This is a genomic window from Loktanella sp. SALINAS62, from assembly GCF_018263905.1.
Classification (GTDB): Bacteria; Pseudomonadota; Alphaproteobacteria; order Rhodobacterales; family Rhodobacteraceae; genus Loktanella.
This window is the reverse complement of the sequence record NZ_JAAFZU010000001.1, coordinates 134,410-157,578: the sequence shown is the minus strand read 5'-3', so window position 1 is coordinate 157,578 and position 23,169 is coordinate 134,410. Positions and strand designations below refer to the sequence as shown.

Sequence of the window (23,169 nt, the reverse complement as noted above, 5' to 3'; positions counted from 1 at the left end):
CAGACATGTGCGCCGATACGCCCGAGACCACCGATTACAAATCCACGCTGAACCTGCCACGCACCGATTTTCCGATGCGCGCGGGTCTGCCGAAACGCGAACCCGACTGGCTGGCGCGCTGGGAGCGCATCGGCGTCTATGACCGTCTGCGTGAAAAGCAGGGCCGCACGCCGTTTACGCTGCATGACGGTCCGCCCTATGCGAACGGCAATCTGCATATCGGGCACGCGTTGAACAAGATCCTGAAGGACATGGTCGTGCGGTCCCAGCAGATGATGGGCCGTGATGCGCGCTATATCCCCGGCTGGGATTGCCACGGTCTGCCGATCGAATGGAAGATCGAGGAGCAGTATCGCCAGAAGGGTCGTGACAAGGATGACGTTCCGATCAACGAATTCCGGGGCGAGTGCCGTGATTTCGCCGCCGAATGGGTCGATATCCAGCGCGAACAATTCAAGCGGTTGGGGATCACCGGCAATTGGGCCGATCCCTATCTGACGATGGATTTCCATGCAGAGCGTGTGATCGCAGAGGAGTTCCAGACCTTCTTGATGAACGGCACGTTGTATCAGGGGTCAAAGCCCGTGATGTGGTCGCCCGTTGAAAAGACCGCGCTGGCCGAGGCTGAGGTCGAATATCACGACAAGGAAAGCCACACGGTCTGGGTGAAGTTCGCCGTGCGTGACACCGACAACGATGCGATCAAGGGCGCATCCGTCGTGATCTGGACAACGACGCCGTGGACGATGCCGTCAAACAAGGCGGTCGTCTATGCCAGCGATATTTCCTATGGGCTGTACGAGGTCACGGATGCACCGGCGGACAATTGGGTCACGACCGGCGAACGGTTCCTGCTGGCGGACAAGCTGGCGGAGGGTGTGTTTGCCAAGGCACGGGTGACGGCGTTCAGCCGGATCGGTGATGCGGGTGATCTGTCAGGCACCACGCTGTCGCACCCGTTGCATGGGGTCGCAGGCAGCGAAGGCGAATGGGACCAGCCGCGCGATTTCCGGGCTGCGGATTTTGTCACCGACGACGAAGGCACCGGGTTCGTCCATTGCGCGCCCAGCCACGGGATGGAAGAGTTCGAGCTGTACCGTGATCTGAGGATGCTGGCGCAGGTCATCACCTATAACGTCAACGAAGACGGCCGTTTCCGCGACGATCTGCCGTTCTTTGGCGGCAAGGCGATCCTGAAGCCCAACGGCAAGGAGGGCAACGCCAACACCGCCGTGATCGAAAAGCTGGCAGAGGTCGGCGGGCTGTTTGCGCGGGGCAAGATCACCCATTCCTATCCGCATTCGTGGCGGTCCAAGGCGCCGATCATCTTTCGTAACACGCCGCAGTGGTTTGCCGCGATCGACCGACCGGTCGGCGACGGGCAGGACGACTATGGCACCACGATCCGCGAACGCGCGCTTCGGTCCATCGACGAACTGGTCACATGGACGCCACAGCGGGGGCGCAACCGCCTGCACGCGATGGTCACGCAGCGTCCCGACTGGGTGCTGTCGCGCCAGCGCGCATGGGGTGTGCCGCTGACCTGTTTCGTCAAGAAAGGCACACTGCCGACGGACCCCGATTTCCTGTTGCGCAACCCGGCGGTCAATGCCCGCATCCTGCAAGCGTTCGAAACCGAAGGTGCCGATGCCTGGTATGAAGATGGGGCAAAAGCGCGGTTTCTAGGCGCTGATGCGAACCCTGACGATTACGATCAGGTGTTTGACGTGCTGGACGTCTGGTTTGATTCCGGGTCAACCCATGCATTCGTGTTGCGCGACCGCAAGGACGGGTCAGAGGACGGTCTGGCCGATCTGTATCTGGAAGGCACCGACCAGCACCGGGGCTGGTTCCAGTCATCATTGTTGCAAGGCTGCGGCACGATGGGACGCGCGCCTTATCGTGGTGTGATGACCTGCGGGTTCACGCTGGATTCCAAGGGCATGAAGATGTCCAAATCGCTGGGCAACATCATCCCGCCAAAGCAAGTCACCGACCAATACGGTGCGGATATCCTGCGCCTGTGGGTGGCACAGGTCGATTACACCAATGACCAGCGCATCGGGGACGAGATCCTGAAAGGCGTGGCCGACAGCTATCGCCGATTGCGCAACACGCTTCGGTTCATGCTGGGATCACTGACGGATGTCACCGATGCCGATCACGTCGATCACGCGGACATGCCTGATCTGGAAAAGCTGATCCTGCACAAGTTGGCGGTGTTGGATGACCGGGTGCGGACCGGCTATGCCGCTTATGATTTTCAGGGCGTGCTGCGGGCGATCTTTGATTTCACGACACTGGATCTGTCGGCGTTCTATTTCGATGTGCGCAAGGACACGCTGTATTGCGACGGCGACACGCTGGAACGGCGGGCGGCGCGCACCGTGCTGAAACTGCTGTTTGAACGGCTGACGACGTGGCTGGCGCCGATCCTTGTGTTCACGATGGAAGAGGTCTGGCTGGAAGTGAACCCGGGCGACGAATCCTCTGTTCACCTGCAGGATTTCCCCGTTACCCCCGACGTCTGGAAAGATCAGGCGCTGGCCGACCGGATGGAAAGCCTGCGCGCGCTGCGCCGTGTCGTGACGGGCGCGATCGAGGTCAAGCGCACGGCCAAGGAGATTGGATCGTCGCTGGAAGCAAAGCCAATCGTCTATCTGTCGCCCGACATGGCAGACGTTGTCCGCGATGCCGATGATTTCGCGACGCTGTGCATCACATCCGACATTGAACTGACGACGGATGCGGCGCCGGACGATGCTTACCGGTCCGACGAAGTGCCGGGCGTGGCCGTGCGTGTCGTGCGCGCCGAAGGCGAGAAATGCCAGCGCTGCTGGAAGATCGAGCCGGATGTGGGCCAGCACGCCCATGCGGGCGTCTGCGGGCGCTGCGACGACGCGTTGTCATGATCTTGCATTCCCGCATCGTCCGGTGGACGGTGCGGAAATGACCGAACTGCGAAACCCTGCCGCCCTGCAACAGATGCGCGATGCCTTTGACCGGCAGGGCGTGATGCGTACGCTTGGCGTGTCGGTGGCGGATGTGCAGCCGGGGCGCGTGACGTTGGTTTTGCCGTTTCGCGCGGACCTGACCCAGCACCACGGCTTTTTGCACGCGGGCGTGGTAACTACGGCGATGGACAGTGCTGCGGGATTTGCCGCGTTTACCCTGATGGACGCGGATGCAGAGGTGCTGACGGCGGAATTCAAGGCCAGCTTTCTGAACCCCGCACGCGGCGACAGCTTTCGCATGGTGGGCGAGGTGCTGAAATCCGGACGCACCCTGACATTCTGCGAAGCACGCGCCTATGCGGTTACGGACGGGGGCGAGACGCTGATTGCGACCCTGACGGCCACGATGATGTCAGTGCGGAATCCTGCGCTGCGGCGGGAATGATGAGAAAGACTGCTGTTCTGGCGGACAGCTTTGTCGGGCCGCTGGGGGCAGATGCGACGGACGGTCAGATCACGCGGCTGATCTGGGGCGCGGGGTCGCTGGCCGATGGTGATCTGGCGGACCATCTGCGCGATGAGTTGTCGGGTTATTTCGCAGGCCGGTTGCAGCGATTTACCGTGCCGATGGCATTGCCCGGCACCACGTTTCAGCAGGCTTTCCTGCGCGCGCTGTGTGACATTCCCTTTGGACAGACGCGGACCTATGGCGCGCTGGCGCGGCAACTTGGGGTCAGTGCGCAGGCCATCGGGCAGGCCTGCGGCGCCAACCCGCTGCCGATCCTTGTGCCCTGTCACCGCGTGTTGGGGGCCGATACACTGGGCGGATATTCAGGGCCCGGCGGGGTCGAGGGCAAGGTCGCGCTTCTGCGTCTCGAAGGGGCGGGGGGATTGCTGATATGACACCGCTGGTCTTTGTGGCCGTGCTGGGTGCCGCCTTGCTGCACGCAGGCTGGAATGCGGTCATCAAGACTGGCGCGGACAAGCAGACCGCGATGCTGGTCCTCAGCCTGGGGAACGCCGTCACGGGGGCGCTGGTGGTGGCGACCCGGCCATGGCCACAACCAGAGGTCTGGGTCTGGATCGCCCTGTCGGGTGCCATTCACGCAGCCTATCAGCTGTTTCTGGCCTATGCCTACGAACAGGGTGATCTTAGCCGGGTCTATCCGCTGGCGCGGGGGGCCGCGCCGATGATCGTGCTGGCGGTCACGCTTGTGTTTGCGCTGGACCCGGTTACGCCGATGGAAATCGCGGGCGTCCTGTTGCTGGGATCGGGTTTGGCGGTCATGACGCGCGGAATCTTTACCGACCGGGAATCGGCGCGGATGATCCCATTTGCGCTGGGCGCTGCCTGTTCGACGGCGGGTTACACGTTGGTTGACGGGCTGGGTGTCCGGGTGGGCGGCGATGCGCTGGCCTATACCGGTTGGCTGCTGATCATGGCGGCGGTCTTTTATGTGCCGATCGTGTTGGCCCTGCGGGGCAACGCCGTCGTGCCGCGCAGCGGTGCGATCTGGGCCAAGGGGCTGGTGGCCGGGGCAATGTCGTTCGTTGCCTATGCTATCGTGGTCTGGGCGATGCAGACCACGCCCATCGCATTGGTCGCGGCCCTGCGCGAGACCTCTATCCTGTTTGCGGTGGCGTTGGGCATCGCGGTGTTCGGTGAACGCATCAACCGGGCCAAGCTGGTGGCCGCAGTGCTGATCGTGGGCGGCGTGGTGATGACCCGGATTTAGCCGTCAGGGCCGTAAAGGATCTGCTGCACGGCGCCCGCCAAGGTCAAATAGACGCTGGTGATGACCAACCCGATGTTGACGAAAAGCGGGTCCTGAAATGCTGCGACCGCCGCCCATCCCGCAAAGAACACCCATGCCATCGACATGGGCAGCGTGATCACCCGCCAGCGCGCCGTGCGCGTCGGGTGGACGAACTTGACCGGCGCGAACATGGCAACCGCGAGCACAAACACAAGGATCAGACAGACCCACCATGGCGGCGCGAGTGCGAACAGCACCAGCACCAGCATGTTCCAGCATCCGGGAAACCCGCGAAAGCTGTAGTCGTTGGTCTTCATCCGCGTATCGGCAAAGTACAACGCCGATGTATAGGTGATCACGATTATCGCGACCCAGCCCGACCAGCCGTCCATCAGACCCGACCCGTACAGCGCATAGGCCGGGATGAACACATAGGTCAGATAGTCGATGATCAGGTCCAGCAGTACGCCGTCAAACTGCGGCGCATGGGTGTGGACATCGTATTTGCGTGCCAGCGGCCCGTCGATTCCATCGACCCCGAATGCAACAACCAGCCAAACGAACATCATCGACCAGTCCATCTGGACAGCTTCCAACATCGCGAGCATGGCAAGCACGGCGCCTGTCGCGGTCAGAAAGTGAACTCCAAGGGCTTTTTGGGCGGCAGACATGGGGAACCTTTCGGGCTGGTGATGCGGCATCATGTCGTGTCAGGCAGCGGAAGGCCAGCGCGCAGCGGGCGTCAGCAACCTAAATTAAACCAATGCCGTCACTTTGAAGTCGAGAAAATGGCGCACGTCAGGAACGGCACGACCGGGGTGCATCTGGGCGATGCTGCGAGTGTTTGTGATTGACCGACGTTCAGGCACGGGGATGCGCTGCGTCATATATTTCCATCAGCCGCGCACTATCGACAGAGGTATAGGCCTGTGTTGTGGACAGACTGGCGTGGCCCAGCAGTTCCTGAATCGTGCGCAGGTTGCCCCCGGCCGTCAGCAGATGGGTCGCAAAGCTGTGGCGCATGGCGTGCGGCGTGGCGCTGGCTGGCAGACCCAGTTGCAGGCGTGACTGTTCCATGACCTTTTGCACGGCGCGCGGGTTCAGCGCGCCGCCGCGAATACCACGAAACAGCGGCGCATTGCCGGTCAGGTCATGTGGACACAGCCGCGCATAGGCATCGACGGCATCGCGTGCGGCGGGGATGACGGGCACCATGCGGTCCTTGCCGCCCTTGCCGGTGATCCGCAGCACCTTCGGCAACGGCAGCGCACGCCCGGTCAGGCCCAGTGCTTCGGAAATACGCAATCCGCAGCCGTAAAGCACGGTGACGACAGCGACATCGCGTGCGGCAACCCAAGGTTCGGTGGCCTGACATTCGACACGGTCGATCATTGCGCGGGCCGCGTCGATTTCCAGAGGGCGGGGCAACTTTGCCGTGAATTTCGGTGCGCGGATCGATAGCACGGCGGTGGGTTCGAACCCTTCGCGGTCTGACAGCCAGCGGTAGAACGTCTTGACCGCCGACAGGCTGCGCGCAAGGCTGCGCGCGCCGACGCCGCGCCCGCGTTCATGCGCCATCCACGCCCGCATGTCGCCTGTCGTGATCCGGGACACAGGGCCCAGCCCTACGCGGTCGCCGTGATGCATCTGCATAAAGGCCAAAAAGCCCAAAACATCGCCGCGATAGGCCGTGATCGTGTTTGCTGCAGCCCCGCCCAGTGCCCGGCAATGGTCCAGCCATTGTTCCAGTGCGTGGGTCAGCTGCGGGGCGATCATGCGACGCCCATTTCCAGCCAGCGTTTCATCGCCCGTTCAAACACACCGCCAAAGAATGTCAGCAGGTCGGTGCCCTGCTGGGCGGTGAACAGATGCGGATCTTCGGACCCCATCACCAGCATACCGGGCAGACGCCCGTGACCCAGATCAAGTTTTAGACAGGCTTCTGACCGGATGTAGTGGGCAGCGTCGCCGTAAACCTCGGCGCCATGGCTTTGGACTTGCCGCAGGGTGACAGCACGCACCGGGATATCGCGGCCACGGCTGATATAGGTGTCGCAAAACCCAGGCTCTCCGACGGCCAGAACTTCGCCAAGTGTTTGAATTGCGGGATCGTCAGGCGTGGCTTTCGTTTCCAGCACCAGCCGCATCGCATCGACGCGCATGGTGTCGGCGACATCGCCTGCCAGATCATGAAGAAACGTCTCGAAACGGGTGGCATCCATCAGGCGCAATACCGCGCGATGCACCTGATTTGTGCCGGCTAGATTATCGTAGGCAGCGGCGATGACGGACCGATGCGTGTCTTCCAGCCGATCAAGTCGTGCCTCCAGCCGTTCCATGGCGATACCGCGCAGGTCGACGATATTGCTGCCCATGGTTTTTTCGTTCGCCGCCACAAGGGCGCGCATGATGTCCTGATCTTCCAGCACAAGCTGGGGATCGGACAGGATTCGGTCCCGGATGGGACCGTTGCTTTGTAAATTACTGCTCATGTCACCTGCTTTGACAGTGTGTTTTTTATAAGCCTAGCAGACCGGTGCTGCATTGGGACAGCCTGAAAGCGCATGGACTGGGCAGGTGGTGCTGCGAGGTGACATTGAAGAATGTTTATAAACTGCTGTGCCGATGGTCGCGTTGTCGGCACAAACCCGCCAATCGTGGCGGAAAGTGAAGGTGTTTTGCCACGGTCGGCAATTATCGCCATTCTGGAAAAAGTCTGGATTGCGTTGTCGTGTCGCAAGCGTAAAGAAAAATGTGAGTGGATGATCACCCTCACAGCGCGTCCCGGAAACGGGGCGCGCTGACCTTTTCCCGGCACAGCGGACACCGCTTGGCGTTTGCGACCGAAGCGACTACCTAGGACGCTCTTTCGCCAAAGGTCGCCATGACACCGTCGCATTTTCACGAAGGCCAGCTTGTCGGTGTGCTGACGGCACAGCCGCTCGGCCGCATCCTTGACTATAAAGCGCCGGAAGGTGGCTGTTTTCTTGGCGCATTCGTCGAGGTGCCGCTGGGCCCGCGCAAGGTGCTGGGGGTCGTTTGGCAGGCGGGGGCGGGCGATTTTGACTATGCCAAGGTCCGGTCGATCATGCGGGTGCTGGATGTCGCACCGATGCGCGAAGAGATGCGCGCCTTTTTGACCCGCGCTGCGGATTACACGCTGACGCCGCTGTATCAGATGCTGCGGTTGGCGAGCCGCGCGCCGGGGCTGGGTGATTCGCCCGGCACCCGCAAGGTTTACCGTCTGGGCGATACCGCACCTATGCGGCTGACCGACGCGCGCAACCGCGTGCTGGATGTGCTGCGCGAATATGGGGGGCTGTCGTTCACGGGCAAGGAACTGGCCGACATGGCGGGCGTCGGCACATCCGTCGTCAAAGGGCTGGCGCAACAGGGTGCCGTCCGCGAGGAGGAAGCGCCCCGCGACACGCCCTTTCCCGCGCTGGACCCAGATCATGGCGGCAAGACGCTGACCGACGATCAGGACCGCGCGGCACAGGTATTGCGTGACGGACTCCAAGCGCAAACCTATGGCACGACGTTGCTGAAAGGTGTCACCGGATCAGGCAAGACAGAGGTGTATCTGGAAGCTGTCGCGGCGTGCTTGCATCAAGGACGTCAAGCCTTGGTGCTATTGCCCGAAATTGCGCTGACCGGCGAATTCATCGAACGGGTCGAGGCGCGGTTCGGAGCGCGTCCGGCAGAATGGCATTCCGGCGTGACCCAGACCGAACGCCGCCGGGTCTGGCGTATGCTGGGTCAAGGGCATGCACAGATGGTTGTGGGCGCGCGGTCGGCCCTGTTCCTGCCCTATCAAAATTTGGGGTTGATCGTCGTCGATGAAGAACACGACACATCCTACAAACAAGAAGATGGCGTTCTGTATAATGCAAGGGACATGGCTGTTTTGCGCGCGGCGGGCTTGGGTGCGCAGGTCGTGCTGGCCAGTGCGACCCCCAGTCTTGAAAGCTGGGCAAACGTCGAGGCGGGCAAATACCGCAGGCTGGACCTGACATCGCGCTTTGGGGATGCGGTGCTGCCAACCATGCGTGCCATCGACATGCGGGCCGAAGACCTGCCCGGTGGTAAATGGGTGTCCCCAACCCTGCGTGCCGCGATGCAGGACAGGCTGGACAAGGGGGAACAAAGTCTCGTGTTTTTGAACCGGCGTGGTTATGCGCCGGTGACGCTGTGCCGGGCCTGCGGTCATCAGATCGGATGCGATCACTGTGACGCGCGGATGGTCGAACACCGGTTCCTGAAACGCCTGATGTGCCACCAATGTGGCGAGACAAAACCGATGCCCAACGTCTGCCCGCATTGCGCGGCAGAGGATCGTCTGTCCGCCGTCGGCCCCGGCGTCGAGCGGATGGGAGAGGAAGTGACAGAGCTTTTTCCTGATGCGCGTGTCGCCGTCCTGTCCAGCGACCTTTACGGCAGTGCGCGCGCGATGAAGGCGCATATCGCGGATATCGCAGCCGGGGGGGCGGATATCGTGATCGGCACGCAATTGGTGGCAAAAGGGCACAATTTCCCCAATCTTACGCTGGTGGGGGTGATCGACGCCGATCTGGGGTTGCAGGGGTCCGATCTGCGTGCGGCGGAACGCACATTCCAACTGATGCGACAGGTTGCGGGCCGTGCGGGCCGGGCCGCAAAACCCGGAGAGGCATTGTTGCAGACCTATCAGCCCGATCATGCGGTCATTCGCGCCACGCTGGACGGGGACGAAGAATCGTTCTGGGCGGCAGAGGCTGCTGAGCGCCGCGCGGCGGGCGTGCCGCCCTATGGCCGTATGGCCGGCGTGGTCCTGTCCAGCACCGATGTCCAAGAGGTGTTCGATCTGGGTGCAGCGATGGCGCGGCAGGATGCGCCGTTGCGGCGGATCGGTGCGCAGGTGTTCGGGCCAGCCCCCGCGCCGATTGCGCGGATCAGGGGGCGGCACCGCGTCCGGCTGCTGGTCAAGGCGGACAAGAGCGCCCCATTGCAAAAGGCACTGGCCGAATGGGCTGCGCAATTCAAACTGCGCGGAGAATTGCGGATGGCGATCGATATCGACCCGCAGAGTTTCTACTGATCGGCACCCGCCGCAGCACCCGTCGCCGTGCCCCGCTGTTTGCCCGGTCCAGGCAAAGGCGCCCCGCCCGCCGACCCGCAGGCGCGCGCTTTTGTCCAGATAGGCCGAAACAGAACAGTCCGGATCGCACGTCTGGTTCGCATGATGTGTTCCCCCTCGCCAACCCCGGCGGGCGGCAGTAGAAACCTGTCATGCAAATCGTAAAACTTGAACACGCCCGTACTCTGCCGTTCTGGCGTCGCCCCTTCACCCTGCTGTTTCTGATGGCGATGGCCATGCCCGTGGCCTTTGCCACATGGTCGGCGTTGCTGAACAATTTCGTGATAGAGGTCGCCGGATTCGATGGGGCCGACATCGGTCTGTTGCATACGGTGCGCGAAATTCCGGGGTTTCTGGCGATTGGCGTGATCGCGTTAATCATGTTCATCCGTGAACAGGTACTGGGGCTGGTCGCGCTGCTGCTGCTGGGTGTGTCGACAGCCGTGACGGCGTGGTTCCCCCAGATGGGCGGTATCCTGACGATCACGATGCTGTCGTCGATCGGATTTCATTATTTCGAGACGGTGAACCAGTCGCTGCAACTGCAATGGATCAGCAAGGATCGCGCGCCGCAAATGCTGGGCTGGATCATGGCGGCAGGGTCGGGTGCGACGCTGGTGGCCTATCTGGCCATCGTCATGACGTGGCAGACATTCGGCTTGTCCTATAACTTTGTCTATCTGGTGTCTGGCGGCTTCTGTGCTGTGGTCGCGCTGTTTGCATTGCTGGCCTATCCGCAGTTCGAGGCACCGCACCCGCAACTGAAAACCTTTGTCCTGCGCAAACGCTATTGGCTGTATTACGCACTGCAATTCATGGCGGGCGCGCGGCGTCAGATATTTGTGGTCTTTGCCGGATTCATGATGGTGGAACGCTTTGGGTTCGACGTGCATCAGGTCACATCGTTGTTCCTGATCACGTTGGTCCTGAACATGCTGATCGCGCCCCTGCTGGGGCGGATCGTGGCGGTATTTGGTGAACAACGGGCGTTGCTGTTCGAATATATTGGCCTGATGTTGGTCTTTATGGCCTACGGTGGGATCTATGTGTTCGGCTGGGGTGTGGTCGTCGCGGCAACGCTATACGTCTTGGATCACATCTTTTTCGGGCTGGCATTGGCACTAAAGACCTATTTCCAGAAGATTGCCGATCCGCAGGATATCGCACCCACGGCTGCGGTTGCGTTTACCATCAACCATATCGCGGCGGTATTTCTGCCGGTGCTGTTGGGTCTGTTGTGGCTGATATCGCCGGGGCTTGTTTTTGGCTTGGCGGCAGGGATGGCAGGGGTGTCGGTCTGTCTGGCCCTGTTGATTCCACGCCATCCCGTGCCCGGCCATGAAACGCGTTTGTCGCGGATGGTGGTGGCGGTCGGGGCCTAGAAATGAGCAGCTTGCGTGCCTATATCCAGCTACACCGCTAAAGGAGCTTTCACATGTTTTTCATGTCCCGTGCCAAGTCTGAAATGGTTGCCCCGGAAAATGCGCTGCCCGGACGCGACGCGCCTATTCCGACCGAACGTCAGCATTTTGTGCTGAACACAGATATACAGGATGTCCCCGCCGGAATGGATGTCGCCGTCTTTGGGATGGGCTGTTTCTGGGGTGTGGAACGCATGTTCTGGAAGCTGGACGGTGTTTATTCAACGGCTGTCGGTTACGCTGGTGGCTATACCCCGAACGCCACGTATGAAGAGGTCTGTAGCGGCAAGACCGGTCACAACGAAGTGGTGCGCGTGGTCTATGATCCATCGCAGATCAGCTATGATCGACTATTGCAGGTGTTCTGGGAAGGCCACGACCCGACCCAGGGGATGCGGCAAGGCAACGACGCGGGCACGCAATATCGGTCCGGCATCTACGTCGCCAACGATGACCAGCGGGTGGCGGCAGAAGCCAGCAAGGCCGATTTTCAGCCGCGCCTGACGCAGGCGGGCTATGGTCAGATCACCACCGAAATCGTCGATGCCCCCGCGTTCTATTTTGCCGAAGGCTACCACCAGCAATATCTGGCGAAGAACCCGAACGGTTATTGCGGGATCGGCGGGACAGGCGTGACTTGTCCGATTGGCACCGCCGCCTGATCCGATAAACCCCTGCCCTGACCGGCGGGGGTTTTTCTTTGCAAGCAACCAAGCTAGGCGATGCGGCAAAGGAGACACCGCCATGACCACCTGGACCGCATTGACCACCACACAGGGCCGCGCACCCGCCGAAAATCTGGCGCAGGCGCTGGAATCGCTGGACCCCGAAGCGACGGGAATCGGCGTGTTCGAGGTGGAGGACGGTTCAGGTCTGTTCGAGGTCGCGGCCTATTTCACCGATCCACCCGATGCGGTGCAACTGGCCGTTCTGGCCAAAGTCGCCGGAGCCGCCGATTTCAACATTTCGGAAGTGCCCGACGAAGACTGGGTCGCCAAGGTGCGGCGCGATCTACCCCCGGTTGCGGCAGGGCGCTTTTTTGTGTACGGCAGCCACGATGCCGACAAGGTGCCGGACGACAAGATCCCGCTGTTGATCGAAGCGGCGATGGCGTTCGGCACGGGCCATCACGGCACGACATTGGGGTGTCTGCTGGCCTTTGACCGTTTGCTGGACGATGGGTTTGTGCCGCAGAATGCCGTTGATATCGGCGCCGGGACCGCTGTGCTGGCGATGGCGGCGGCCCACGTCAGCCCGAACCGTGTGATAGCGACCGACATTGATCCCACCGCGGTCGAGGTCAGCGCCGCCAACGTCATCGCAAACGGCTTGACCGGCCGGGTCGACAGTCTGATCGCCGCCGGTTTCGATGAGGCAGCATTGGATGCGGCCGCGCCGTTCGATCTGGTATTTGCCAACATCCTGAAAGGGCCGTTGATCGCCATGGCGCCGGACATGTTCCGCGCGACCGCAAAGGACGGTTATGCGATCCTGTCAGGTATCCTGAATGAACAGGCCGACAGCGTCGCCGGGGTTTATGCAGAATCCGGATACAATGTGCAGTGTCGCGACAGTATTGGTGACTGGACAACGTTAACGCTTCGGAAATGAGGCGCAAAGATGGCTTAATTGTGTGAATCTCTTGCCCCATTCCAATCCGATGCGATAAAAGGGTGTATCGCTGGGTGGGGGCCTGGGGATTGAATTATGTTTTTATCGAACCAAGGCTCGGGCGACAGCCGGAAAGTCGTTCATGTTGAGCGTCGTCGTTTGCAATACGGTCGGACATTTTCGATCGACGGCAATAATCTGATCGTTGCGCATAGCAGAAAATACCGTCCGGCGTTCCCGTGGCGTGGTCTGGTGATCGTTGTGATTTGCTGCTTCAGCATGAAAGCGTTTTTAATGACGCTGATCGGCGAAGCCGACTATGCCGACCGCCTTGCCCGTCTGAGCGAGGGCGCCACGGTCGAACGCGTGGGCGCGTGGCTGATGACGCCCGATCCTGTGTCCGCTGCGATTGTGCAGATCTGGCAGCGCAGCGCTTCATAATACAAAAAACGGCCGACGCTATCAGGCGCGGCCGTTTTTTTGCATCATGCTTTTGCGGCAGGTCAGCGAAACGTGCCGCGTGCAACGGAATCGATGTCGCTGCGGCACAGGCCCAGATCATCAAGTTCACGATTGGTCAGTTTGGAAAGTGCCTTGCGCGTGACGCGGGCGTCGTTCCATGTCGCGACCGATGCGAACAAGGCACCGATGAAACGCAGGGATGTGGGCAGGGAAAACGTGCGAGAGTTGGAAATTACAGCCATGGGGGTATCCTGTCAGGTTTATACACCGCCTAATACGGCGGCGAGCGATATCAGCATTGCCACCTAGTTGTGCAATGTGCTGCCCGGAACCCCCATTTTTTGCATGGCATCCATGCAAAAAATTATCGGGGTTACGTCCGCAAAGGACAATCATGGTTCTGCTTGGTCTTTGTTCCTGTTTTGTGCTAGCCCGGTCCCTAACAAGGATAACAGGCAGGACGTCAGATGCGCGTATTGGGGATCGATCCCGGGCTGCGGAACATGGGTTGGGGCATCGTCGATGTGGTCGGCAGTCGGGTCACGCATGTGGCCAATGGCATCTGTCACGGCACGGGCGATGATTTGGCGCAACGTTTGCTGACGTTGCACGTCGGGTTGACGCAGGTCATGGTGACCTACGCGCCTGATCACGCGGCGGTCGAACAGACCTTTGTTAACAAGGACGCGGTCGGCACGCTGAAGCTGGGGCAGGCGCGGGGGATCGCGCTGCTGGTCGTTGCACAGGCTGGGCTGATCGCGGGCGAATATGCACCCAATGCGGTCAAAAAGGCCGTTGTCGGTGTCGGCCACGCCGCCAAGGCGCAGATCGACCACATGGTACGGCTGCAACTGCCCGGTGTGCAGCTTGCCGGGCCAGATGCCGCCGATGCGCTTGCCATCGCCATCACCCATTCGCATCATCTGCAATCGGCGGGGCATCTGTCCCGCGCTATTGCAAAGGCTGCATCATGATTGGCAAAATTTCGGGGCGGATCGACTATCGCGGCACGGATCACGTGCTGATCGACGTGCGGGGTGTCGGCTACGTCGTCTATGTCAGCGACCGTGTCATGGCCAGCCTGCCGCCGAATGGCGAAGCGGCAGCACTTTATACCGATCTGCTGGTGCGCGAAGATATCTTGCAGCTGTTCGGATTCACGACGCTGGTGGAAAAGGAATGGCACCGGCTGCTGACATCGGTGCAGGGCATCGGGGCCAAGGCGTCATTGTCCATCTTGGGCGCGCTGGGCGCGGATGGTGTCAGTCGCGCCATCGCGCTGGGCGACTGGAACGCGCTGGCAAAGGCACGTGGTGTCGGTCCAAAGACAGCGCAACGCGTGGTTAACGAATTGAAAGACAAGGCACCTGCCGTCATGGCAATGGGTGCGGGTGCATCGGTGGAACTGGATCCTTCCGTGATCGACGACAGTGATACGGTCCCGCGCGGGGTGCCAAAATCCGCACGTGCAGCCCCCAAGGCCAATCCCGCCCAGTCCGAAGCGCTATCGGCGCTTGTCAATCTGGGCTACGGTCCGGGGGATGCGGCGGGTGCGGTGATGGAGGTCATCACCCCCGACATGGCAACCGGGGACGTCATTCGCGCCGCCTTGAAGCTGCTGGCTCCAAAGGGATAGGGAAGGCGCATGTCCGAACCCGATCCGCTAATGCGGCCCGAACCTCTGCCCGAAGATTCCGACCGCGCGTTGCGGCCGCAGACGCTGGGCGCCTTTATTGGACAGGCAGAAGCCCGCGCAAACCTGAAAGTGTTCATCGAAAGCGCGCGCATGCGCGGCGAAGCGATGGACCACGTGCTGTTTCACGGACCACCCGGTCTGGGCAAGACCACGCTGGCGCAGATCATGGCGCGCGAACTGGGCGTCGGGTTTCGCATGACGTCCGGCCCTGTGCTGGCCAAGGCCGGTGATCTGGCGGCGATCCTGACCAATCTGGAACCTAAGGACGTGTTGTTCATCGACGAAATCCATCGTTTGAACCCGGCGGTCGAGGAAGTGCTGTATCCTGCGCTGGAAGATTTCGCACTGGATCTGGTGATCGGTGAAGGGCCGGCTGCGCGAACGGTGCGGATCGATTTGCAACCCTTTACGCTGGTGGGGGCGACAACGCGGATGGGCCTGCTGACGACACCGCTGCGGGACCGGTTCGGGATTCCGGTGCGGCTGGAATTCTATTCCGTCGAAGAACTGGACGAAATCGTCACCCGTGGCGCACGACTGATGGGCGCACCCGCAACACCCGATGGCGCCCGTGAAATCGCCCGCCGCGCGCGCGGCACACCCCGGATCGCCGGCCGGCTGCTGCGCCGGGTCGTGGATTTCGCCCTGGTCGAAGGGGACGGGACGGTTGAAAAGGGGATCGCGGACCGGGCGCTGACCCGCATGGGCGTTGACGATCTGGGACTGGACAATGCCGACCGCCGTTACCTGCGGCTGATCGCCCAAAGCTATGCCGGTGGTCCGGTCGGCATCGAAACCCTGTCTGCGGCCCTGTCCGAAAGCCGCGACAGTCTGGAGGACGTGATCGAGCCTTATCTGCTGCAGCAAGGTTTGATTCAACGCACCCCGCGCGGGCGCATGCTGGCGCAGGCTGCGTGGCGGCATCTGGGACTGGATGCGCCCAAGGGGCATAACGATCTGTTCGGTTGACACGGTGGGAGCCTCCGGCGGGAGTATTTTTGGCAAGATGATGCGAGAGGCAAGATGACGGACGTAGCGGACTATTTCACACGCAGCGATGGCACCTATCTGTGCGCGCGCTGGGGACGGCCCATCGTGCCGGTGGTGTTCGGTGTCGATGATGCGACGCTATCCGTGTTCAAGGGCGCGATCGAGGCGGTCGTGGCACTGGCAGGGCACAAGATGGCCGAGACCGACCCTGAACTGGGGGCGAACCTGATGGTATTTTTCTGCCGCGAGTGGGACGAACTGTCGGGCGTGCCGCATCTGGACAGGCTGGTGCCGGAACTGGACGGGCTGGTCGGGCGACTGAAGCGGGCCGACGCCAACCAATACCGCATCTTTCGTTTTGATGATGACGGCGCAGTCAAGGCGGCTTTTGTGTTCTTGCGGATGGATCAACATCTGGAAGCCGTGTCAGCCGACACATTGGCGCTGAGCCAAGCTGTGCAGACCATTTTGCTCTGGTCAGATCGGGCATTCATGGACAGCTCGCCGCTGGCGCTGATCGACGGGGCGGCCGTGATCCGGCCAGAGGTGGCGCAGCTGATCCGGGCGGCCTATGATCCGGTCATGCCGGTGGTCGCCCATGATCCAGCACATGCGTTGCGCCTGCGCGCACGCATGGGACAGTTGCAATGACACATCGGTTGGCTGTGCGCGTCTACTACGAAGACACCGACATGGGTGGGATCGTGTATTACGCCAATTACTTCAAATACATTGAACGCGCCCGGTCGGAAATGGTCGAGGATCTGGGCATGAACCAGCGGGACATGCGCGACCGTGGGATTGTGTTCGTGGTAACGCGGGTGGTGGCCGACTATCTGGCGCCCGCGCGGCTGGATGATCGGTTGACAGTCAAGACGGAGCATCGTGCGCAAAGCCCGGTGCGTTGGGTTTTCGACCAAGAGGTGTGGCGCGGTGACGAGGTGTTGTTCAGGGCAGAGGTAACAGCTGTCTGCATGACGCTGGATGGCAAACCAACCCGCCTGCCGTCTGAATTGCGGGGCTAATCACTGGTCAGTCGGTGGGACCGTTCGTAACCGCGCACCCAAAGCACCCAAGAGAGAGGTAAGGTCCACAGGTATGTTCCGGCAAAGGCGATCTTTTCAAAGATACCGTCCATATTGGTCGGCGTGAGTTTAAAAAGGGCCGCAAATACGAGCCAGATGAACGCAGCGGCCCAGAACGACCACCGCAAATAGCGGTTCAGTTCGCCGACGGCAGAAGCCATGAATATAGGACCGGCCACGTATAGCGGCGCAAGCCCGAAGCTAAGCTGCGTATGCACCGACATGCCGTCGCCATTGGCTGTCGCGCCAAAGGCGTCCCATAGTCCCAGCATGACCTCTACCAGCGCACAAAGAGAGAGCGTCAGAATGCCCAGCGACCACCCGGTGCGGCCCAGATGGGCGTGGGCGCAGCCGATGGCCAATGCCATCAGTCCACCGGCCGCAGCATAAAACCCGACATCCATGATGTAACGATGCGGCCCGCGTGCCAGATCAGAGATCGAATCCGCGATGAAGTCGTGATTCCCAGTGGCGATATCGGCCCAGACAATGGTGATCAGCGGGACAATGTGGCCGATCAGGGCGACTGCGCCGCAGAACATCAACAACTCGGGCCGCTCGCGGGCGACAATCCGGGCGCTTTTATGCCGGCTTTCCTGAAGTTCTGTCATACGTGGCAAAGGCCCTTATTTGTTGGCGAGGTAACGCCAGCGTGAACAGATTGTTCCGTGTGTCATCTGCGACCACGTGATGCGCTTGTGGCAGCGTGCCGATCTGCTAGACCGCCAAAGGACCGAACCACAGCGTGCAGGAGCCGTCAGATGACCGATGAGCCAGCGACCCAAATCCCGATCCGTCATGTCGTTTTTTTCAGCTGCAAGGATCCAGCGGATATAGACAGGGTCGTCGATGGTTTGTCGATGTTGGCCGATATTCCTGCGGTCAGCCATTTCGAGGTCCGTCGCAATCGCGCACAGGATCGTTTTGCCAACGATGTCGACGTGATCGTCTACGCAGAATTCGCCGATGATGCTGCGCTGCGGGCCTATCGCGCGCATCCGATCTATGACGCCTGCATCGATATCGTGCGTCCGCTGCGCGATATGCGTATCGCTGCGGATTTCTGAAGGAACCGCCGATGCCAGGCGCATCTGTCCAGTTCGATGTAGGGCCATTGCTGACCGGGTCCGTGTTCCGTGACCCCGTCGGCATCATCACAGCATGGCACGCGGCAGAGGTTGATGACGCCCTGATCGCAATGCAGCAGGCGCAGGCCGATGGGATGTGGCTTGCGGGTAGTGCCAGCTATGAACTGGGCTATGCGTTGATCCCCCGGTTGGCGGCGCGGATGCCGCCGGATCGGACAGAACCCTTGTTGCGCTTTGGGGTGTTCGCCGGGGTTGCCGCATCGGGCCCGTCGTCGGTGGCAGCACCGGCGCGGTTGGGTCCGTTGCAGCCTGAATGGACGCTGGCGGACTATACCAGCGCCTTTGATGCGGTTCAGGCGTATCTGCGAAGTGGTGACATTTATCAGGCGAACCTGACCTTTCCACTGACGCTGGCCGTCGAAGGTGCGTTATCCGATCTCTACCAGCATCTGAAACGGCGGCAGCCTGTGCCCTATGGGGCCTTTGTCGATTTGGGTGACGTGCAACTGTTGTCGCGGTCGCCAGAGTTGTTTTTCGCGCTGACCGCCGATGGCAACCTGCGGACGCGGCCGATGAAAGGCACGATCAGGCGCGGCAATGGTCCGGCAGAGGATGCCGCCCTGCGCGCACAGCTTGCGGATTCGGAAAAGAACCAGGCGGAAAACCTGATGATCACGGACCTGTTGCGCAACGATTTTGGCCAGATCGCGGAAATCGGCAGCGTCAAGGTGCCCAAACTGTTCGCCATCGAAAGCTATGCCACCGTGCATCAGATGACGTCCGAAGTGACGGCGCGATTGCTGCCCGATCAGACCTTGGCCGATATCTTTCGGGCGGTGTTTCCCTGCGGGTCGATCACCGGCGCGCCAAAGATCCGCGCGATGGAAATTATTGCAGACCTCGAACCTGCGCCGCGCGGCAGCTATACAGGCGCGATTGGCTGGATCGCCCCGGACGGTGCGATGGAATTCAGCGTGGCGATCCGAACACTGATTTGTGCGACAGCCGGGCAGGCGACGCTGAATGTGGGTGGCGGTGTTGTATATGACAGCACGGCAGCCGACGAATACGCCGAAGCGTTGTTGAAAGCCGCGTTCACGCAGAATTTGGGATAAGCGCGGCGTTGCGCGAAGGATCGCCCGATCACGCCGCATTGCTTGGCAAGTCTGGGCATTTTGCGTTACGCTATTGAACAAGAGCCGCAACGAGCGGACCGGCAATCAGAGCAGGCCAATGGAAACAGTCTCCGACTACACGATGTGGGCGCTTTTTGCCCGCGCGACGATCCTTGTGAAACTCGTGATGCTGGCGCTTGTCGTCGTGTCCATCTGGTGCTGGGCGATCATCGTTGACAAGACATTGCAATACCGCCGCGCCCGCCGCGAGGCAGAGGCGTTCGACGCCCTGTTTTGGTCCGGCGAGCCACTGGACCAGTTGTTTGACGATATCGGGGCCGCGCCGCAGGGGTCGGCGGAAACGATATTTGCCGCCGGGATGACCGAATGGCGACGCAGCCACAAACAGGATGGTGATCTGATTGCAGGCGCGCAGGCGCGGATCGACCGCAGTATGGACGTGGCCATCGGCAAAGAAGCGGCAAAGCTGCAAAAGGGTCTGCCCGTGCTGGCGACCACCGGGGCCACCGCGCCGTTTGTCGGTCTTTTCGGGACGGTGTTCGGGATCATGAACGCCTTTATCGAAATTGCGGAATCGCAAAATACCAATCTGGCCGTCGTGGCCCCCGGCATCGCAGAGGCGTTGCTGGCCACCGGACTGGGCCTGATGGCAGCGATCCCGGCTGTGATCTATTACAACAAGCTAAGCGCGGATGCAGAACGTATCATCGCTGGCTACGAAGCGTTTGCCGACGAATTTTCCACCATCCTGTCGCGCCAGTTGGATAGCTGACATGGGGGCAGGGGTTCAGAAATCGGCACAGGGGGGCAGTGGTCGGGGGCGGCGGCGGTCGCGTGCCGTGCCGATGGCGGAAATCAACATCACGCCCTTTGTCGACGTGATGCTGGTCTTGCTGATCATCTTTATGGTGGCGGCCCCATTGATGACGGTCGGTGTGCCCGTCGATCTGCCGGGAACGGCGGCCAACGCATTGCCCAGCGATGACGAAGAACCGCTGACCGTCACCATAGATGCGGGCGGCAGCCTGTCCATTCAAAACACACCTGTCGAGCCGAGCGATCTGATCCCGCGCTTGCAGGGGATCGCGGCGGAACGGACCAGCGACCGTATTTTCTTGCGTGCAGACGGTGCGAATGACTGGAACCGCGTGGCGCAGATCATGGGCGCGCTGAACGCTGCTGGCTTTACCAACATCGGTCTGGTCACGGATATCGGCGGACCGGACCTGACGGGAACGGACGGCTGACGCCATGCAATGGACGCCGGGCAGCACGGTTTCGTCGGTGGGACATGGGGCGCTTTTGGTCTGGTTGATCATGGGCTGGGGGTTTGATTCCGAACCGCTGCCGTTCGACGTCTCGGACGTGTCGATTGTCACATCCGAAGAATACGCCGCCATCGTCAGCGCAACGACGCCCGCCCCGTCTGAAAACGCGCCCGATGCGCCCGTGGCCCCTGCCGTCGAAACAGCCCCGGACACTCCGGTGGCCGAACCGGAAACAGCACCGCCACCACCGCCGGACCCCGTGGCACCGCCCGCCGCAGATGCACCGCCGCCGCCCGCACCGGACGCGTTGCCGGTGCCCCCCGACACACAGGCGCCAGTGGAACCCGGACCGCCACAAGACGAAGTGGTAAATGCGCCCAATGTATCGGACAGCGACCGGGTGATCCCGCGCCCGTCTGCCCGTGTGATGGCGCAACCCGTGGCCCCGCCGCCGCCGGATGCGGCCCCCGATGAGGTCGTGCGCCAAGAAGCGGCCCCCGCACCCGCACCCGACGCCCCCGTCGTGGAAGAGGCCCAAGAAGAAACCGCGCCCGAAGAAGCGGCAACAGAGATCGTGACAGAGGCAGAAGCGCCGTCAGGTCGCGTCACCGAAACACCGCGCCCGCCGCAGCGCCCGAACCGTCCGACACCCGCGCCCGCACTGGAACCAGAGACAGAGCTGGCAGAGGAAACGCCAGAGCCGGAACCAGAGCCCGCGCCGCAAACGGACGAAGATGCGATCGCTGCGGCGCTGGCAGCAGCGGCCGCGGTGGAGGCACCCGCCGAACCTGCGCTGACGCCCGGCCCCCCGATGACGGGTGCCGAACAAGAAGGATTCCGCGTCGCGGTCAACGCCTGCTGGAATGTTGATCCCGGGTCGCAGGCTGCAATGGTGACGATGACGGTCGCCTTTGACCTTGATCAAGGCGGACGTGTGCAGGGCGATGTGCGGCAGGTCGGTGCCATGGGCGGTGATGCAAATGCTACCGAGATCGCGTTTCAGGCCGCGCGCCGGGCGATCCTGCGCTGTCAGGGGCAGGGCGGATATGATCTGCCAGCGGAAAAATACGACCAATGGAAAGAGGTGGAAATCACCTTTGATCCGTCGGGCATGCGACTGCGGTAGGCGGGAAATCGCCAAGACGTGATGGAAACCGAACATGACCGCTGTTAACGTGCTGACAATGACGCAGAAGGGCGGCAAACGCCCGTGGCTGAGGATGAGGCTATGACTTTGAAGGCAGTTGTGATTGCGGGGCTTGTGGCCCTTGCGTCGCTTGGATCAGCGCTTCCGGCGCTGGCGCAGGGCGGTCCGTTGCGGCTGACCATCACGGATGGCGTGATTGAACCGCTGCCCTTTGCGGTGCCGGTCTTTACCGCCGAAACCGCCGGGGCCGAAGGTCTGGCCGCAGATATCAGTAATCTGGTTGCGCAGGATCTGACGGGCACGGGATTGTTTCGCGAAATTCCAGCCAGCGCCTTTATCAGCCAGATGGGTCCGTTTGGCACGCCACCGTCCTATCCCGACTGGCGCGCGATCAACGCGCAGGCGGTGATCGCGGGTGCTGTTGCTGTCAACGGAAACCAGCTGACGGTTAAATTCCGGCTTTACGACATCTTTACCGGTGCTGAACTGGGCGAGGGTCTGCAATTCGCTGGCACTACGCAGGGATGGCGTCGTATGGCGCACAAGGTCGCGGACGCCGCCTATTCCCGCATCACCGGAGAGCTGGGTTATTTCGACAGCCGCGTGGTGTTCGTGTCCGAAGCCGGACCCAAGGATAACCGCCAAAAGCGGCTGGCGATCATGGATTACGACGGCGCGAATGTGCAGTTCCTGACCGACAGTTCGTCGCTGGTTCTGGCGCCGCGCTTTTCGCCCGATGGCAACCGGGTGCTGTATACCAGCTACGAATCCGGCTTTCCACGGATCAACATTCTGGACGTGGGTTCGGTGACGAGCCGCCAACTCGACACCGCACCGGGCGAAATGGCGTTCAGCCCCCGGTTTTCGCGTGACGGATCGCGGGTGATCTACAGCCTTGCGAACGGCGGCAATACGGACCTGTATATCGGCGACATTGCCAGTGGCGCGTCGACGCGACTGACCTCTGCCCCGTCGATCGAAACGGCCCCCAGCTTTAGCCCTGACGGCAGCCAGATCGTGTTTGAAAGCGATCGGTCCGGTGGCAGCCAGCTATACATCATGCCGGTCAACGGCGGTGAGCCACGCCGCATCAGTTTTGGTGACGGGCGTTACGGCACACCGGTCTGGTCGCCGCGCGGTGATCTTGTCGCGTTCACAAAGCAGAACGCGGGCCGGTTCCACATCGGCGTGATGCGCACTGACGGATCAGAAGAACGTTTGCTGACCTCCAGCTTTCTGGACGAGGGGCCGACGTGGTCGCCCAACGGTCGTGTGCTGATGTTCACCCGTGAAACCCAAGGTGCCGAAGGCACCAGTCAGTTGTATTCGGTCGATATCTCTGGCCGGAACCTGAAACCTGTGGACCTTGTGGGTGGGGCTTCTGATCCGTCCTGGGGACCGCTGCAACCGTGATTCACAAAAACCGCGTGCCATGCTA

Annotated in this window: 25 protein-coding genes; 20 read left to right on the top strand and 5 right to left on the bottom strand. The window is 61.5% G+C overall.

Annotation, left to right across the window (positions count from 1 at the left end):
• Positions 1–5: 5 nt before the first annotated feature.
• From ileS to GZH79_RS00735, 4 genes are read left to right on the top strand one after another with little or no spacing between them, the layout of a single operon-like run.
• Positions 6–2,912 carry an isoleucine--tRNA ligase gene (gene ileS / locus GZH79_RS00750; protein WP_211641231.1) on the top strand — a complete coding sequence of 969 codons (2,907 nt, stop codon included), beginning with the start codon at positions 6–8 and terminating at the stop codon, positions 2,910–2,912.
• Positions 2,913–2,949: 37 nt separating this feature from the next.
• A complete protein-coding gene (locus GZH79_RS00745) occupies positions 2,950–3,399 on the top strand; it encodes a PaaI family thioesterase (RefSeq protein ID WP_211641230.1) in 450 nt (149 codons plus the stop codon).
• The gene (locus tag GZH79_RS00740; protein WP_211641229.1) at positions 3,399–3,857 is read left to right on the top strand and encodes a methylated-DNA--[protein]-cysteine S-methyltransferase; all 459 of its coding nucleotides are present in this window, start codon (positions 3,399–3,401) and stop codon (positions 3,855–3,857) included. The genes GZH79_RS00745 and GZH79_RS00740 overlap by 1 nt, the downstream gene beginning before the upstream one ends.
• Positions 3,854–4,690, top strand: coding sequence for an EamA family transporter (locus tag GZH79_RS00735; protein ID WP_211641228.1), 837 nt, complete (start codon positions 3,854–3,856; stop codon positions 4,688–4,690). Before GZH79_RS00740 ends, GZH79_RS00735 begins: the two co-directional genes overlap by 4 nt.
• Here the strand turns inward: GZH79_RS00735 and GZH79_RS00730 are convergent.
• The 3 genes from GZH79_RS00730 to GZH79_RS00720 form a co-directional block, all read right to left on the bottom strand.
• Positions 4,687–5,382, bottom strand: coding sequence for a CDP-alcohol phosphatidyltransferase family protein (locus GZH79_RS00730; protein ID WP_211641227.1), 696 nt, complete (start codon positions 5,380–5,382; stop codon positions 4,687–4,689). The two genes, GZH79_RS00735 and GZH79_RS00730, sit on opposite strands and share 4 nt — an antisense overlap.
• Positions 5,383–5,572: 190 nt before the next feature.
• Positions 5,573–6,487: a tyrosine recombinase XerC gene (locus tag GZH79_RS00725; RefSeq protein ID WP_211641226.1), complete on the bottom strand. Its 915-nt coding sequence runs from the start codon at positions 6,485–6,487 to the stop codon at positions 5,573–5,575.
• On the bottom strand, positions 6,484–7,203 hold the full coding sequence (locus GZH79_RS00720; RefSeq protein ID WP_211641225.1) for a DUF484 family protein: 720 nt from the start codon (positions 7,201–7,203) through the stop codon (positions 6,484–6,486). The genes GZH79_RS00725 and GZH79_RS00720 overlap by 4 nt, the downstream gene beginning before the upstream one ends.
• A gap of 392 nt (positions 7,204–7,595) precedes the next feature.
• On the opposite strand from GZH79_RS00720, the gene GZH79_RS00715 reads away from it, so the two are divergent.
• The 5 genes from GZH79_RS00715 (at position 7,596) to GZH79_RS00695 (ending at position 13,300) form a co-directional block, all read left to right on the top strand.
• Positions 7,596–9,788 (top strand): primosomal protein N', encoded by a 2,193-nt coding sequence (locus GZH79_RS00715; RefSeq protein WP_211641224.1) that lies wholly within the window; start codon positions 7,596–7,598, stop codon positions 9,786–9,788.
• Between the two features lie 191 nt (positions 9,789–9,979).
• The gene (locus GZH79_RS00710; RefSeq protein ID WP_211641223.1) at positions 9,980–11,209 is read left to right on the top strand and encodes an MFS transporter; all 1,230 of its coding nucleotides are present in this window, start codon (positions 9,980–9,982) and stop codon (positions 11,207–11,209) included.
• 53 nt (positions 11,210–11,262) lie between these two features.
• Entirely contained in the window at positions 11,263–11,910 is a 648-nt protein-coding gene (gene msrA, locus GZH79_RS00705) for a peptide-methionine (S)-S-oxide reductase MsrA (RefSeq protein ID WP_211641222.1), read from the top strand.
• Between the two features lie 82 nt (positions 11,911–11,992).
• The gene (locus GZH79_RS00700; RefSeq protein ID WP_211641221.1) at positions 11,993–12,859 is read left to right on the top strand and encodes a 50S ribosomal protein L11 methyltransferase; all 867 of its coding nucleotides are present in this window, start codon (positions 11,993–11,995) and stop codon (positions 12,857–12,859) included.
• Between the two features lie 96 nt (positions 12,860–12,955).
• Positions 12,956–13,300, top strand: coding sequence for a hypothetical protein (locus GZH79_RS00695; protein ID WP_211641220.1), 345 nt, complete (start codon positions 12,956–12,958; stop codon positions 13,298–13,300).
• Between the two features lie 62 nt (positions 13,301–13,362).
• Here the strand turns inward: GZH79_RS00695 and GZH79_RS00690 are convergent, their stop codons facing one another.
• Positions 13,363–13,563: a DUF1127 domain-containing protein gene (locus tag GZH79_RS00690; protein WP_211641219.1), complete on the bottom strand. Its 201-nt coding sequence runs from the start codon at positions 13,561–13,563 to the stop codon at positions 13,363–13,365.
• Positions 13,564–13,788: 225 nt separating this feature from the next.
• Between GZH79_RS00690 and ruvC the strand changes: the two genes are divergently transcribed.
• From ruvC to ybgC, 5 genes are read left to right on the top strand one after another with little or no spacing between them, the layout of a single operon-like run.
• Positions 13,789–14,295: a crossover junction endodeoxyribonuclease RuvC gene (ruvC, locus tag GZH79_RS00685; RefSeq protein ID WP_211641218.1), complete on the top strand. Its 507-nt coding sequence runs from the start codon at positions 13,789–13,791 to the stop codon at positions 14,293–14,295.
• A complete protein-coding gene (gene ruvA, locus GZH79_RS00680) occupies positions 14,292–14,957 on the top strand; it encodes a Holliday junction branch migration protein RuvA (protein WP_211641217.1) in 666 nt (221 codons plus the stop codon). The genes ruvC and ruvA overlap by 4 nt, the downstream gene beginning before the upstream one ends.
• A gap of 9 nt (positions 14,958–14,966) precedes the next feature.
• Positions 14,967–15,986: a Holliday junction branch migration DNA helicase RuvB gene (gene ruvB / locus GZH79_RS00675; RefSeq protein WP_211641216.1), complete on the top strand. Its 1,020-nt coding sequence runs from the start codon at positions 14,967–14,969 to the stop codon at positions 15,984–15,986.
• A 54-nt stretch (positions 15,987–16,040) separates the two neighbouring features.
• Positions 16,041–16,658: a hypothetical protein gene (locus GZH79_RS00670; RefSeq protein WP_211641215.1), complete on the top strand. Its 618-nt coding sequence runs from the start codon at positions 16,041–16,043 to the stop codon at positions 16,656–16,658.
• On the top strand, positions 16,655–17,032 hold the full coding sequence (gene ybgC, locus GZH79_RS00665) for a tol-pal system-associated acyl-CoA thioesterase (protein ID WP_211641214.1): 378 nt from the start codon (positions 16,655–16,657) through the stop codon (positions 17,030–17,032). The genes GZH79_RS00670 and ybgC overlap by 4 nt, the downstream gene beginning before the upstream one ends.
• On the opposite strand, the gene GZH79_RS00660 is transcribed toward ybgC, so the two are convergent.
• Positions 17,029–17,703 carry a DUF998 domain-containing protein gene (locus GZH79_RS00660; protein WP_211641213.1) on the bottom strand — a complete coding sequence of 225 codons (675 nt, stop codon included), beginning with the start codon at positions 17,701–17,703 and terminating at the stop codon, positions 17,029–17,031. The genes ybgC and GZH79_RS00660 overlap by 4 nt on opposite strands.
• Positions 17,704–17,853: 150 nt before the next feature.
• On the opposite strand from GZH79_RS00660, the gene GZH79_RS00655 reads away from it, so the two are divergent.
• The 6 genes from GZH79_RS00655 to tolB all read left to right on the top strand — a co-directional run bounded on the left by GZH79_RS00655 (position 17,854) and on the right by tolB (position 23,144).
• The gene (locus tag GZH79_RS00655) at positions 17,854–18,159 is read left to right on the top strand and encodes a Dabb family protein (RefSeq protein ID WP_211641212.1); all 306 of its coding nucleotides are present in this window, start codon (positions 17,854–17,856) and stop codon (positions 18,157–18,159) included.
• Between the two features lie 11 nt (positions 18,160–18,170).
• Positions 18,171–19,295 carry an aminodeoxychorismate synthase component I gene (locus GZH79_RS00650; protein WP_211641211.1) on the top strand — a complete coding sequence of 375 codons (1,125 nt, stop codon included), beginning with the start codon at positions 18,171–18,173 and terminating at the stop codon, positions 19,293–19,295.
• Between the two features lie 118 nt (positions 19,296–19,413).
• Entirely contained in the window at positions 19,414–20,088 is a 675-nt protein-coding gene (tolQ, locus tag GZH79_RS00645; RefSeq protein ID WP_211641210.1) for a protein TolQ, read from the top strand.
• Between the two features lies 1 nt (position 20,089).
• Positions 20,090–20,563: an ExbD/TolR family protein gene (locus GZH79_RS00640; protein WP_211641209.1), complete on the top strand. Its 474-nt coding sequence runs from the start codon at positions 20,090–20,092 to the stop codon at positions 20,561–20,563.
• 4 nt (positions 20,564–20,567) lie between these two features.
• Positions 20,568–21,710 carry a hypothetical protein gene (locus tag GZH79_RS00635; protein ID WP_211641208.1) on the top strand — a complete coding sequence of 381 codons (1,143 nt, stop codon included), beginning with the start codon at positions 20,568–20,570 and terminating at the stop codon, positions 21,708–21,710.
• 102 nt (positions 21,711–21,812) lie between these two features.
• On the top strand, positions 21,813–23,144 hold the full coding sequence (gene tolB / locus GZH79_RS00630) for a Tol-Pal system beta propeller repeat protein TolB (RefSeq protein WP_211641207.1): 1,332 nt from the start codon (positions 21,813–21,815) through the stop codon (positions 23,142–23,144).
• Positions 23,145–23,169: the final 25 nt, after the last annotated feature.

What these genes read in the sequence shown, in the direction of transcription:
- ileS (WP_211641231.1), top strand. Translation starts at nt 6, where the DNA reads ATGTGCGCCGATACGCCCGAGACCACCGATTACAAATCCACGCTGAAC.
- GZH79_RS00745 (WP_211641230.1), top strand. Translation starts at nt 2,950, where the DNA reads ATGACCGAACTGCGAAACCCTGCCGCCCTGCAACAGATGCGCGATGCC.
- GZH79_RS00740 (WP_211641229.1), top strand. Translation starts at nt 3,399, where the DNA reads ATGAGAAAGACTGCTGTTCTGGCGGACAGCTTTGTCGGGCCGCTGGGG.
- GZH79_RS00735 (WP_211641228.1), top strand. Translation starts at nt 3,854, where the DNA reads ATGACACCGCTGGTCTTTGTGGCCGTGCTGGGTGCCGCCTTGCTGCAC.
- GZH79_RS00730 (WP_211641227.1), bottom strand. Translation starts at nt 5,382, where the DNA reads ATGTCTGCCGCCCAAAAAGCCCTTGGAGTTCACTTTCTGACCGCGACA.
- GZH79_RS00725 (WP_211641226.1), bottom strand. Translation starts at nt 6,487, where the DNA reads ATGATCGCCCCGCAGCTGACCCACGCACTGGAACAATGGCTGGACCAT.
- GZH79_RS00720 (WP_211641225.1), bottom strand. Translation starts at nt 7,203, where the DNA reads ATGAGCAGTAATTTACAAAGCAACGGTCCCATCCGGGACCGAATCCTG.
- GZH79_RS00715 (WP_211641224.1), top strand. Translation starts at nt 7,596, where the DNA reads ATGACACCGTCGCATTTTCACGAAGGCCAGCTTGTCGGTGTGCTGACG.
- GZH79_RS00710 (WP_211641223.1), top strand. Translation starts at nt 9,980, where the DNA reads ATGCAAATCGTAAAACTTGAACACGCCCGTACTCTGCCGTTCTGGCGT.
- msrA (WP_211641222.1), top strand. Translation starts at nt 11,263, where the DNA reads ATGTTTTTCATGTCCCGTGCCAAGTCTGAAATGGTTGCCCCGGAAAAT.
- GZH79_RS00700 (WP_211641221.1), top strand. Translation starts at nt 11,993, where the DNA reads ATGACCACCTGGACCGCATTGACCACCACACAGGGCCGCGCACCCGCC.
- GZH79_RS00695 (WP_211641220.1), top strand. Translation starts at nt 12,956, where the DNA reads ATGTTTTTATCGAACCAAGGCTCGGGCGACAGCCGGAAAGTCGTTCAT.
- GZH79_RS00690 (WP_211641219.1), bottom strand. Translation starts at nt 13,563, where the DNA reads ATGGCTGTAATTTCCAACTCTCGCACGTTTTCCCTGCCCACATCCCTG.
- ruvC (WP_211641218.1), top strand. Translation starts at nt 13,789, where the DNA reads ATGCGCGTATTGGGGATCGATCCCGGGCTGCGGAACATGGGTTGGGGC.
- ruvA (WP_211641217.1), top strand. Translation starts at nt 14,292, where the DNA reads ATGATTGGCAAAATTTCGGGGCGGATCGACTATCGCGGCACGGATCAC.
- ruvB (WP_211641216.1), top strand. Translation starts at nt 14,967, where the DNA reads ATGTCCGAACCCGATCCGCTAATGCGGCCCGAACCTCTGCCCGAAGAT.
- GZH79_RS00670 (WP_211641215.1), top strand. Translation starts at nt 16,041, where the DNA reads ATGACGGACGTAGCGGACTATTTCACACGCAGCGATGGCACCTATCTG.
- ybgC (WP_211641214.1), top strand. Translation starts at nt 16,655, where the DNA reads ATGACACATCGGTTGGCTGTGCGCGTCTACTACGAAGACACCGACATG.
- GZH79_RS00660 (WP_211641213.1), bottom strand. Translation starts at nt 17,703, where the DNA reads ATGACAGAACTTCAGGAAAGCCGGCATAAAAGCGCCCGGATTGTCGCC.
- GZH79_RS00655 (WP_211641212.1), top strand. Translation starts at nt 17,854, where the DNA reads ATGACCGATGAGCCAGCGACCCAAATCCCGATCCGTCATGTCGTTTTT.
- GZH79_RS00650 (WP_211641211.1), top strand. Translation starts at nt 18,171, where the DNA reads ATGCCAGGCGCATCTGTCCAGTTCGATGTAGGGCCATTGCTGACCGGG.
- tolQ (WP_211641210.1), top strand. Translation starts at nt 19,414, where the DNA reads ATGGAAACAGTCTCCGACTACACGATGTGGGCGCTTTTTGCCCGCGCG.
- GZH79_RS00640 (WP_211641209.1), top strand. Translation starts at nt 20,090, where the DNA reads ATGGGGGCAGGGGTTCAGAAATCGGCACAGGGGGGCAGTGGTCGGGGG.
- GZH79_RS00635 (WP_211641208.1), top strand. Translation starts at nt 20,568, where the DNA reads ATGCAATGGACGCCGGGCAGCACGGTTTCGTCGGTGGGACATGGGGCG.
- tolB (WP_211641207.1), top strand. Translation starts at nt 21,813, where the DNA reads ATGACTTTGAAGGCAGTTGTGATTGCGGGGCTTGTGGCCCTTGCGTCG.